Below are 11507 nucleotides of genomic sequence, written 5' to 3' on the forward strand. Positions count from 1 at the left end.
AAAAATGAAAAATTTATTCAAGGCAGTTGATGAAAGATTAAAATTAAGCGAGCTTTATGAAAAATATCTATCAGGTTATATGGTTCCTGAAAACCTGAATTTCTGGTATTCAATGGGCGCTGTATGTCTTACTTTTTTCCTGATACAGATTGTAACAGGAATTCTTCTCCTTATGTATTACATTCCATCAGTTGAAAAAGCTTTTGAAAGTGTCACCTTTATTACGAATGAAGTTACCTTCGGATGGCTTATAAGAAGGGTTCATGCAGTAGCAGCAAACATATTTGTTCTTGCCCTATTTTTTCACATGCTTTCAACCTTAATAATGGGATCATACAAAAAGCCAAGGGAGATACACTGGATTACAGGATGTTTACTTTTTGCTCTTGTTCTTGTTGAGTGCCTGTCAGGTTACCTTCTTCCCTGGAGTCAGCTTTCCTACTGGGCAACTTCAGTTGCTACAAGTTTTCCTGGTGCTTTTCCCTTTATAGGTGAGTGGCTTGTTTATTTAATAAGGGGCGGAGAAAAAATAACTCAATTCACCCTCGGAAGATTCTTCTCAATCCATGTCTCCTTTATACCTTTCACAATCTTTGTTTTAATTGCCATACATATTTTCGTTATGAGAAGAACGGGAATATCCTATCCTCCCGGAACTGATGAAACAAAGGTTAAAAAGATACCCTTCTTTCCCCATTTTGCTCTTAAAGATTTAAAAATTATATATTTATTTTTAGCCTTAACATTATTCATTGTATTCTTTTTCCCTCAACTTGTTATACCTCATGATGCCCTCATTCCTGCTGACCCACTTTCAACACCAGAGCACATAAAGCCGGAATGGTATTTTCTTGCCAACTACCAATTTTTAAAATTGATTCCCAATGAATTTCTCGGAATTTTCTTACAGATTTTGATAGCTCTTCTTATCTTTCTAATTCCTTTTATTGATAGAAATCCAGAAAGGAGAATATGGAAAAGACCCCTATTTTTCGGAGCTGTGGTTTTTGGTATAGCTTTTTATATTTTATTAACAATCTGGGGGTACTTATCATGAAAAATAAATTTATAATCTTATTTTTTTTAATATACCCTTTAAAACTTTTATCTTATGAAAAAACTGTGTGTATAAAATGTCATCTTGAAAGTGGTGATGAATATTTAATTAAACCTGTCCATGAATGGGAAAAAAGTATACATGCTGAAAATGCTATTTCCTGTCATAACTGCCATGGTGGTAATCCAAAGGATGAGGAAACTGCCATGAGTGAAGAATTTGGCTTTATTGGAAAACCTAAATATGAAGAAGTTCCTGAATTCTGCGGAAAATGCCATGCGGGTGTTAAGGAAAATTATTTAAAAAGTGCTCATGGACAAACTCTCCCTGATGGTCCAAACTGTGTTACCTGTCATACAGCTCACAGTCAGCAAAAAGCCGGACTTTTCCTAATTAATCCAGAACTATGTTCAACCTGTCACGATTATGAAAGAGCTGAAAAAATCAAATTTGCACTTATGAATACTGAAAATACAATTTTAAAATTATCTAAAAAAATAGAAGAACTATGGATAAATGGATTCAATGTAGATGAATTGAATAAAAATCTCTTTGCAACAAGAAACTCTTTCAGGAGATTAACCCACATTGTCGAAGTTGATTACATTCTTGAACAAACCGGAGGAATTTATTCAGATCTTGGAAAAATTGAAGAAGAAATTAAAAAGAAAGAAGATATACTTAATAAGAGAAAATTATTAGGTGCTATAGTTATAATTTTCCTTTTAATCTCTGCATATGTTTTTGGAAAAATTTATGAGGAATTAAAAAAAGAAATAAAATCTTAATGTTACCCAAAATAAAACTGGGTAAAACTAAAGAGGAGATCCCAATTTTTTCTCTTGGAACATGGGGAATAAGAAATGAAAGGGAAATGATAAAGGTTATTCAGTATTCAATTGATACAGGTTTAAACCATATAGATACAGCTGAAATGTATACTGGAGCGGAAGAAATTGTCGGTAAAGCCATTAAAGGATACGATAGGAAAAAAATTTTTATAACAAGTAAAGTTTTACCCTCAAATGCTTATTTTAAGGGTGTAATTAAAAGTTGCGACAATTCCCTTTTAAAATTAAAAACTGATTATATAGATCTTTATTTACTTCATTATTATACAGGGGAATACCCTTTAAAGGAAACATTTGATGCCTTCAATTATTTGATTGAGAAAGGAAAAGTTAGGTATGTAGGTGTTTCCAATTTTGAAGTTAAAGAATACGAAAAATTCAAAACTTTTTTAAAAGAATATAACATTCAAAATAATCAGATAGAATATAACCTTTCAAACTGGCAATATGTAGAAGAAAAAATTTTACCACTTTATGAGAATGAAGATATCACTTTATCAGGTTATTCACCTTTATGGCAAAATAATCCTCCTAAGGGAACTAAAGGTTTTAAAGTTCTTGAAGAAATTGGTAAAAAATACGGGAAATTACCCTTTCAGGTTGCTCTTAATTTTTTAACAAGACATAGAAAAATATTCATAATATTCAAAACAGAAAATATTGAGCATTTGAAAGAAAACATTGAATCTCTAAATTTCAATTTAGAAGAAGAGGATATTAAAAAAATAAAAGAAAATTTTTAAATTTACTCAAAAACTATAAGTGAATAACTTACAAGGGAATCAGTTAATTCCTCATAATATTTTTTATAATCAATTAAAGTTCCCCTTTTTATATCAAGATTTTTTAATATTTCAAGAAAAAGAAAATTTGTATTTTTCCCATCAATTTTTGTTATGTTCTCATTTTTTTCTAAAAAATCAAAAGCTTTCTCATTTTCAAGATTTAAAAGATAATCAATGTATTTTATATCAATCTCTTCAGGGTCAAAACTTTTTTCATCACCAAACTTTTTTCCTACATGGGATAGATCAATACTTGATATAAAGAAAAATTCTCCTTCAAATTCTTTTATAACCTCTAACAATTTTTTGGCTATTTCCCTTAATTTTTCTTTATTACTTTCAGAAACAAGAAAAGCAAGAACTTTTTTATCCTCTTCAAGAAAACTTATGAAAATGAGGGGAAATTCAATTGAATGTTCTCTTTTAAATGAAAAATAATCTGATGTTATATCGTAATCAAATTTTTCTTTAATTTTTTCAAGAAAATTTATATCTGTCTCAATTATTTTTTCTTCTACCTTAAAATTTTTTGGGAATAAAGAAAAGGGAATTTCAAACCAGAAATGAGGGACACCAAATATTACTATTACTTTCTCTCTAACATTTTTTAAAAAAGCAAAAACTTTCTGATATGTTTCTTTTGCTACAAAAATATCAATATGAGGTATTATCATTCCCTTTATTTTTTTAGTTATTTCTAAATTTTTATCTTTTAAAAATTTAGTAAGTTCTTTTAATCTATTATTAATTTTAATTTCCTTAAATTCTAAACTTTTCATCTTCTCCTTCTCCTCATTAATCTTCTTAAAAAACCTTTCATTATAAAGAAGATAATTTCTGTCAAGTTCATTTATAAAGCTAGCTATCTCAAAATTCGACAAAATTATACCTGTCATTTTTAAAAATTCTGATTTTATATCTGAAATAGTTCTTTTACCATCAATAAGTGTTAAAAGCAAAAAACTTTCCCTTGAAAAAAACATCTCCTTTGATATTGAAAAGGGATCAACTACAATAAAACCTCTTTTGTCAGGAATAACATCAAAGTATCTTAACTTTGGTCTTTCTTCCATTTTTTATTTTCTTATATTTAAATTAAACTCTTACCCCTGAAAGGTATAATTTCTTCATCACTTACATCAAATATTTTTAAAATTGTATTGGCTACATCATAAATTTCCGCATCTTTCCTACCTTTAAGATTTCCATCAGGACTTTTTAAAATATAAACTCCTTCATAGGAATGATTTGCATCATCAGGTCCTGTATCATTTTCAAGAGTAAAAATTTTATTTATTCCTACTGAACCAACGCTCCTGTAATCAAGATTCCCGAATATAACAATTAAATCAGGAGGAAAACCTTTAACTTCGGGATATATTTCCTCAGGATAAAAAGCCTTTGTTCCTATATTTTTACCCTCTTCATTTTCTAAATTTTCAAAAATTTCCCTTAACTCTTTCCTTACTTTTTCATAATCCCTTTTATCTAAAATACCCTCTTTATCTCTACCTTTAACATTTAAAAAAACTCTTGAATAATAACCGCCTTCACCGTATGCAAAAGTTTTATTAAAATCAATCATCTCGGGTTCAAGACGCCTTTGCTCTTTAAAATTTTCCTTTAATTTTAAATAACCCTCTTTAATCAAAAGTTCATTAACAGCAACACAACCCTCTATTTTTTTTGCACCATGGTCTGAAACAACCATTATCCATGTATCCTCAGGTAATATTTCAAGAATCTCTCCTATTTTTTTATCGAGGAAAGCATAATATTCCGGTATTACATCTTGGTACTCATTATTTTCTTCATACATTTTGTGTTCCCTATCAAAGAACCTCCAGAATCCGTGATGAATTCTATCTGTCCCCATTTCAACAAAGAAAAAAAAGTCAAAATTTTCTTTTTTTAAAAAATATTTTACAATCTCAAATCTCTGTTCCGTTAATTTATAGATTTCTTTTTTTAACCAGTCTTTTTTCTCTGTTCTAAAACCCTTTGCATCAAACATATATTCACCAAAATTTTTTTCAATTTCTCTTTTTATTTCTTCAGGATAGGCATATTTACTTTCAGGTCCTGGTGTTAAAAAGCAGGAAATCCTTATACCGTTAATTGGTTTAGGTGGATAGGAAGGCGGAATTCCAATAGATATAATCCTTTTTCCTTTTCTTGAAAGTATTTCCAAAACAGTATCAGAGTTTAAATCATGAGATGTTAAAACCCTTAATTTATAATCTTCTTTCTTTCTATTCCTGAAACCATAAATTCCAAGGTCTCCTGGTGTTTTTCCAGAAAGCATGCATGCCCATGCAGGAACAGTTATAGGGGGAGTTATACTCTTTAATATACCATACTGGGAGTTTTCCATTAGATTTTGAATATTCGGTGTTTTCCCCTTCAACTTTTTATCAAAAAAATCAAAGGGAACTCCATCAAGACCAAAAACAAAAAGTTTCATTTTTCCTCCTATTTCAATGTATGTAATAATATACTTTTTAAAAATATTTAAAATCAATAATTAGATCTTTCAACATAGAAATTTTTTCATAAAATTTTTGTATTCAACCTCTTAAAGATTATTAATTTTAAAACCTTTTTTAATTTTTTATGATTTTTATATCTCTTCCAGATTAAGGGAAAACAAAAATAATTGTTTTAAAAATACCATATAAAATAGAGTATTTGTAGGGTCTTATTATATATATAAAAATTTAGAAAGCCTTTTCGGTTTTTTTTAACGAATCTGAGATTTTGTTATGATTAAAAAATTTTTAGTTTTTGACCCTAAATAAATCTTTATTTTAAAATTGAAAATATGACAACAGAAACAGTGAATATTCTTGCACTTATTTTAGGAGTCCTTGCTTTAATTCAACCCCTTATTCTATCTTATTTTACAAACAAACTTATACAAAAAGAAGATGAAAGAGCGAAGAAGATGATTGAAGAAAGTAAAAAAGATACAGAAAGGATAATTGAAACAACACAAAGGATGATTGAAGAAAGTAAAAAAGATACAGAAAGAATGATTGAAATAGCACAAAAAATGATTGAAGAAAGTAGAAAAAGTACTGAAAAGATGATTGAAACAACACAAAAAATGATTGAAGAAGGTAGAAAAAGTACTGAAAGGATGATTGAAGAAAGTAAAAAAGATACAGAAAAAATACTTGAAAGAACACAAAAGATGATTGACGAAGGAAATAAGAGACTTGAAAAATTTATAATGGAAACACAAAGAATGATTGACGAAGGAAATAAAAGACTTGAAATACTCCTATCAGAAGTTATTAAAAGAGTCTAACTAATTAAACTATCTCAAATGCTTTATAATTTAAAATATTTCCCTGTGCCTTTCTTCAGCATTCTTTTCCATAACCTTTAAAGTTTCATCCATTTTATAAAGCATCTCACTTATTTTTTCTAACATTTCTGTTTGTCTGTTTAAAATCTCAGTATGTTTATTTAAAATTTCTTTCATCTATTTACCATTACTCCATGCAAGAAATAATGATAAAATGAATTAATTGTAATAACTTTCAAAAAATATCTTCCCTTATCTATCTACCTCACCAAATACAGGATCTAAAGAACCAACAATTGCAACAAGATCAGAAATTAAATGCCCTGGCAATATCTTTTCTAAAATCTGTAAATTTGCAAAGGAAGGGGATCTTATATGAACCCTGTAAGGCTTATTTGACCCGTCGGATACAATATAAACTCCAAACTCACCCTTTGCACTTTCAACAGAAGCATAAACCTCCCCTTCAGGAACAGGAAAACCTTCTGTAACAAGTAAAAAGTGATGAATCATTTCCTCAATTGAATCATAAATCTTTGTTTTTGGGGGTGGAACAAATTTATAGTCATTTATTAAAACATCGCCCTCCGGAATCATTTCAATAGCCTGTTCTATTATTTTAATTGACCACTTCATTTCTTCAATCCTTACCCTATATCTTGAATAAACATCACCATCATAAAAAATAGGGATTCCAAAATCAATTTTATTATAGACAGAATAAGGAAAATTTTTCCTAACATCATATTTTATACCCGAACCCCTTAATACAGGACCTGTAACATTATATTCAACTGCCATTTCAGGTGGAATTACTCCTATACCTTTTGTCCTCCTTTCAAAAATTAAACTTTTCTGTATAATTTCATCCATTTCAATAATTTTATTTAATGCCTCAGGAAGGAAATTTTTAACTTTATTAAGCCATCCATGGGGTGTATCAGCAGCAACACCACCTATTCTAAAAAAGGAAGGGTTCATTCTCTGTCCTGATATTTCTTCAAAAAAATCCAGTATCTTTTCCCTTAATTCAAAGGCATACATAAAAATTGTCATTAAACCTAAATCAAGTAAATGGGTTCCAAGCCATATAAGATGTGCAGCAATTCTTTGAAGTTCTCCAAGAATTACCCTTATATACTCAGCTCTTTCAGGAACTTCTATTTTTAAAAGCTTTTCAACTGCAAGAACATAAGCCCAGTTCTGTAATATAGGCGCAGTATAATCCATTCTATCTGTCCATACCATTGCTTTTTGATAGGGCAAATTTTCCATAATTTTTTCCGAACCCCTATGGAGAAAACCTATTATTGTCTCTGCTTTTTTAACCCTCTCACCATCAAGATAAATTTTAAGCCTCATAACTCCGTGGGTTGCAGGATGCTGTGGACCAATATTAAGCTCAATTAACTCTTCCATTAGTAAATATCTTCAAGAGTTGGAATAGGACCTTCTTCTTCAAGTTTATAATCTTTTCTTAAAGGAAAACCAGGGAAACTCTCCCATAATAAAATTCTTTTTAAATTAGGATGATTTAAAAACTTAATTCCGAAAAGATCGTAAACTTCTCTTTCAAACCAGTTAGCACCAGGATAAATTGAACACACTGATTCAATTTCAGGTCTCTCCCTTTCAAGTTCCACTTTTACTCTTATCCTTTCATTTCTTATAAAAGACAAAAGGTGATAAATAACTTCAAAAATATTTTTTTCTTTATAATCACAGGCTGTTATATCTATTAAATAATCAAATAAAAGCTCCTCAGAATATCTCAATATTTTAAATACTTTTAATAAATTCTCCTTATTTATTTTTAAAGTTAAAATATCTTTTATTTCTAAACTAAATGGAATTTTTTCTTTACTTAGTTTATGCTCTATTAAATTTATAAGACTTTTCAAATTTTCTTTTCTATTTTTTCCTGTAACTTCTGAATGGCATATAAAAGGGCTTCAGGTCTCGGAGGACATCCTGGAACATAAACATCAACTTTTATTATCTTATCTATACCTTTTAAAACTGAATAACTCCTGTAATAGGGACCACCAGTTGAAGCACATATTCCCATTGATATAACCCATTTTGGTTCAGGCATTTCTTCATAAAGTCTTTTAATAACAGGTGCCATTTTTAAAGTTACTGTTCCTGCAATTATAAGTAAATCTGCCTGTCTCGGTGAGGGTCTAAAAACTTCTGCTCCAAATCTTGAAAGGTCAAATAATGGATCAGTTGTTGCCATCATTTCAATTGCACAACAGGCAAGACCAAAGGTTAAAGGCCATAAACTGTACTTTCTACCCCAGTTAATCACATCTTCTACTCTGGTTAAAATAAAAGGAGGTAAATCTTTCATTTTTAATTTTAAAAACCTTATAATCTAAAATTCAAATGGAAAAAAAGAAATTACTCGCTGGTCTTTTTGTATTTATCTCCATTCTCGTTCTTTTTTTTCTTTATATATTTTTTACTGAATTCAAGATAGCAAAAAATAGATTCTATTATGAAGCAGTTGTTCCTGATGCCTCATGGCTTGAAAGAGGTGATATAGTAACAGTTATGGGAATAAATATGGGAAGAGTTGAAAAACTCTGGATTGAGGGAGATAAAGTCATTATAAGATTTTTTATTGATGGTCTAAAATTAAGAAAAGGCGCAAAAATTATTGTTGAAAATCAAGGGTTCCTTGGAAGAAAAAGACTTATTATTAAACAGGGAAATGGAGAAGAATACCCACCTTTATCCCGAATTGAAGGACAAACTGGATGGGATATAGGTAATCTGATATCAGAAGGTGAAAAACTTATAGATTCTTTAAATTTAATTTTGAAAGGAGTAAAAGAGCTTGTTTTAACTTATGATAAAACAGGCAATGAAGTATTAAAAGAAATTAAAAATGTTTCTAAGGACTTATCAAGATTTTTAAATACATGGGAAAAAACAGGAGAAAGTGTATCTGAATTTACAGAAAATTTAAAGGGTTTATCTTCCCTTATTGAAAGGTCTGATACCCTTTTAAAAAAGATTGAAAAAAGTGAAGGAACACTTAAAAAATTAATTTTAGAAGATACAACTTATAGAAAAGTTGACTCCCTTTTAACTGAAATTAAAAATTTATTAAAGGATATAAAGAGTGATCCGAGGAAATATTTTAAGTTTTCAATATTTTAAATGAAAAAGGAAAAAGTAATCTACATATGTGAAAATTGTTCCTATGAATCTTATAAATGGCTTGGAAGATGTCCTGTATGCGGTTCATGGGACTCTTTCAGGGAATTAAAAAATAAAAATTTAAAGGAAAAAGAAAAAGGTGAAGTTTTTAAATTCACTGATATTAAACTCAAAACTAAAAAATTTATCGAAACAGGAATAAATGAGGTGGATCGGGTTTTAGGGGGAGGTCTTGTTGAAGGTGGTTTATATCTACTTGGTGGTGACCCTGGTATAGGTAAAACAACCCTTTTACTTATTATTGCTGAAAAAATTTCAAATAAGGGAAAAAAGGTTCTCTTTGTTTCTGCTGAGGAATCAGGGGAACAACTTAAAATGAAGGCAGAGAGGCTTAAAATTGAAGGTGAAAATATATGGATATCACAAAGTTCTGACACTGAATCAATAGAAGAAGAAATTAGAGAAATAAAACCGGAATTTTTAATTATTGATTCAATTCAAACGGTTTTTAACCCCCTTAATCCCTCTTCTCCTGGAAGTGTTTCTCAAGTTAGAGATGTAGGTTCCTTTTTTTTGAAAATTTCAAAGAGGGAAAATATTACAACCTTTTTAATAGGTCATGTAACAAAAACAGGAGAAATTGCAGGACCCAAAACCCTTGAACATATGGTGGATTGTGTTTTATACCTTGAGGGCGAAAAAAGGGAAAACTTAAGAATTTTAAGACCTTTTAAAAATAGGTTTGGCTCAACTGATGAGATAGGAATTTTTGAAATGCTGGAAGAGGGACTTTTGGAAGTAAAGGATACCTTAGGGTTATTTGTTTCTGAATTAAAAGCACCTGGAGTTATAATTTTCCCAATGGTGGAGGGTAAAAGGGTAATAATGGTTCAGATAGAATCCCTTGTTTCAAAAACTTTTTTCCCTGTTCCTAAAAGAGAATCTCAAGGGTTTGACATAAGAAGGCTTTCAATGATTTTAACCTGCTTAGAAAAATATCTGAATTTACCCTTTTATCAATACGATGTTTATGTTAATGTAACAGGGGGGATAAGGATAAATGAAACTGCTGGTGATTTACCTCTTGCCCTTTCCATTATCTCCTCCTATAAAAATATTGAACTTCCAGAAAATTTCATAAGTTTTGGTGAAATTGGACTTGCAGGTGAAATAAGAAATGTAAGGGATTATAAAAAAAGAATTCAAGAAGCAAAAAGAAAAGGGTTTAATAGGGGAATTATTCCCTATATTGAAAATTCTGATAAAGATTTTTTAAGCATAAAAAACTTAAAAGATGTTTTAAGAATAAATGTTTTTTCTTGATTATATAGGTTTTTACAGTAATTACCTTATAATTTTTCTTTTAATTTTATTGATAATACTCTTATTTTTAATTTCTAAAAAAAGAGAAAAAATTCCTCAATTTATAATTGACTTTGAAACACTAAAAGATGAAAGGTTTCTTGAACTTTTTGTTAAGGATCTATTTTATTTTAAAATTATCCTGTCAAAAATTGATTATCAAAAATTTGAAGAATACATAAAAAATCTTACTGGTGAAGAAAGGGAAAAATTTATTTTTTATTTTAAGGAAATTGAGAAAAAGAAAAAAAATAAATTTTTAAAGTTAGTAAACAAAAATATTGAAGATTTAATTTTTAAAGGAAAAAAGAAAAAAATTATCATATCCGATCAGAAACTTAAAGAAAAATTAGAAGAATCAGGTATTCAATTTTTTTATTTTCCAGAAATTGTAAAAATATTTAAAATAAAACTTAAAGAAGGAGATGTTATCAAAATAAAAATTGTAAAAAGGGGAAGACATTTTGATGAAGGAATAGGATTTTTACCGGATGATACCCCAGTAATAGTTAAAGATGGAGCAAATTATTTAGGAGAAGAAATTACCTGTGTAATAGAAAAAGTAAAAGATACTTATGCAGGAACTATTTTAGAGGCTAAAATCTTTAAAGGAAATACCTAATTTTTTCTCTGAAACTAATTTATTTAACTCTTCAAGAAGTTCTTCAAGGTTTTTGACCCCGTATTTGAGAGCATTTTCCTTTATTGTTCCCCATATAGGCTCTCCGCAGGAAATAGCAGGAATTCCATATTTTAAAAAGATAGAAACACTATCAGGATAAAGGGTTAAAATTTCTTCTATATTTGTATCCTCTGTTATCTTTTTCATATTTAATTAATACTTTTTCTATTAAGAAATTGCAAAAACTTAAAAATTATTATAAAATTAAAAAATGCCCCCGTAGCTCAGGAGGATAGAGCGGCAGTTTCCTAAACTGCAGGTCGGGGGTTCAAGTCCCTCCGGGGGCATTTAA

The 11507-nt window shown here is 29.3% G+C and carries 14 protein-coding genes and 1 tRNA gene; 8 read left to right on the forward strand and 7 right to left on the reverse strand.

What is annotated here, in order from left to right; all coding sequences use genetic code 11:
• The first annotated feature begins 4 nt into the window (after positions 1-4).
• From ABIN17_02365 to ABIN17_02375, 3 genes are read left to right on the forward strand one after another with little or no spacing between them, the layout of a single operon-like run.
• Complete coding sequence (locus ABIN17_02365) at positions 5-1057, forward strand: cytochrome bc complex cytochrome b subunit (GenBank protein MEO0283902.1); 1053 nt, start codon at positions 5-7, stop codon at positions 1055-1057.
• Positions 1054-1845, forward strand: coding sequence for a cytochrome c3 family protein (locus ABIN17_02370; protein ID MEO0283903.1), 792 nt, complete (start codon positions 1054-1056; stop codon positions 1843-1845). Before ABIN17_02365 ends, ABIN17_02370 begins: the two co-directional genes overlap by 4 nt.
• Positions 1845-2651 carry an aldo/keto reductase gene (locus ABIN17_02375; protein MEO0283904.1) on the forward strand — a complete coding sequence of 269 codons (807 nt, stop codon included), beginning with the start codon at positions 1845-1847 and terminating at the stop codon, positions 2649-2651. The genes ABIN17_02370 and ABIN17_02375 overlap by 1 nt, the downstream gene beginning before the upstream one ends.
• A gap of 2 nt (positions 2652-2653) precedes the next feature.
• Here the strand turns inward: ABIN17_02375 and amrB are convergent, their stop codons facing one another.
• Positions 2654-3766 carry an AmmeMemoRadiSam system protein B gene (gene amrB, locus ABIN17_02380; protein ID MEO0283905.1) on the reverse strand — a complete coding sequence of 371 codons (1113 nt, stop codon included), beginning with the start codon at positions 3764-3766 and terminating at the stop codon, positions 2654-2656.
• A 17-nt stretch (positions 3767-3783) separates the two neighbouring features.
• Positions 3784-5157, reverse strand: a complete 1374-nt coding sequence (locus ABIN17_02385) for an alkaline phosphatase family protein (protein ID MEO0283906.1) — start codon at positions 5155-5157, stop codon at positions 3784-3786.
• A 357-nt stretch (positions 5158-5514) separates the two neighbouring features.
• On the opposite strand from ABIN17_02385, the gene ABIN17_02390 reads away from it, so the two are divergent.
• Positions 5515-6003, forward strand: a complete 489-nt coding sequence (locus ABIN17_02390; GenBank protein ID MEO0283907.1) for a hypothetical protein — start codon at positions 5515-5517, stop codon at positions 6001-6003.
• A 30-nt stretch (positions 6004-6033) separates the two neighbouring features.
• Here the strand turns inward: ABIN17_02390 and ABIN17_02395 are convergent, their stop codons facing one another.
• The 4 genes from ABIN17_02395 to nuoB form a co-directional block, all read right to left on the reverse strand.
• On the reverse strand, positions 6034-6180 hold the full coding sequence (locus ABIN17_02395; protein ID MEO0283908.1) for a hypothetical protein: 147 nt from the start codon (positions 6178-6180) through the stop codon (positions 6034-6036).
• Between the two features lie 75 nt (positions 6181-6255).
• Positions 6256-7422, reverse strand: coding sequence for an NADH-quinone oxidoreductase subunit D (locus tag ABIN17_02400; protein ID MEO0283909.1), 1167 nt, complete (start codon positions 7420-7422; stop codon positions 6256-6258).
• Positions 7422-7904 carry an NADH-quinone oxidoreductase subunit C gene (locus tag ABIN17_02405; protein ID MEO0283910.1) on the reverse strand — a complete coding sequence of 161 codons (483 nt, stop codon included), beginning with the start codon at positions 7902-7904 and terminating at the stop codon, positions 7422-7424. The genes ABIN17_02400 and ABIN17_02405 overlap by 1 nt, the downstream gene beginning before the upstream one ends.
• Positions 7901-8356: an NADH-quinone oxidoreductase subunit NuoB gene (nuoB, locus tag ABIN17_02410; GenBank protein MEO0283911.1), complete on the reverse strand. Its 456-nt coding sequence runs from the start codon at positions 8354-8356 to the stop codon at positions 7901-7903. Before nuoB ends, ABIN17_02405 begins: the two co-directional genes overlap by 4 nt.
• Before the next feature lie 35 nt (positions 8357-8391).
• Here nuoB and ABIN17_02415 point away from each other — a divergent pair, with 35 nt between their 5' ends.
• The 3 genes from ABIN17_02415 to ABIN17_02425 are packed head-to-tail and all read left to right on the forward strand — an operon-like array spanning position 8392 to position 11155.
• Complete coding sequence (locus ABIN17_02415) at positions 8392-9171, forward strand: MlaD family protein (GenBank protein ID MEO0283912.1); 780 nt, start codon at positions 8392-8394, stop codon at positions 9169-9171.
• On the forward strand, positions 9172-10494 hold the full coding sequence (radA, locus tag ABIN17_02420; GenBank protein MEO0283913.1) for a DNA repair protein RadA: 1323 nt from the start codon (positions 9172-9174) through the stop codon (positions 10492-10494).
• The gene (locus ABIN17_02425; GenBank protein ID MEO0283914.1) at positions 10481-11155 is read left to right on the forward strand and encodes a TRAM domain-containing protein; all 675 of its coding nucleotides are present in this window, start codon (positions 10481-10483) and stop codon (positions 11153-11155) included. Before radA ends, ABIN17_02425 begins: the two co-directional genes overlap by 14 nt.
• On the opposite strand, the gene ABIN17_02430 is transcribed toward ABIN17_02425, so the two are convergent.
• Positions 11123-11362: a DUF1858 domain-containing protein gene (locus tag ABIN17_02430; GenBank protein MEO0283915.1), complete on the reverse strand. Its 240-nt coding sequence runs from the start codon at positions 11360-11362 to the stop codon at positions 11123-11125. The genes ABIN17_02425 and ABIN17_02430 overlap by 33 nt on opposite strands.
• Before the next feature lie 66 nt (positions 11363-11428).
• Between ABIN17_02430 and ABIN17_02435 the strand changes: the two genes are divergently transcribed.
• Positions 11429-11502, forward strand: a tRNA-Arg gene (locus ABIN17_02435).
• Positions 11503-11507: the final 5 nt, after the last annotated feature.

It is taken from the genome of candidate division WOR-3 bacterium, assembly GCA_039803925.1.
GTDB lineage: Bacteria > Hydrothermota > Hydrothermia > Hydrothermales > JAJRUZ01 > JBCNVI01.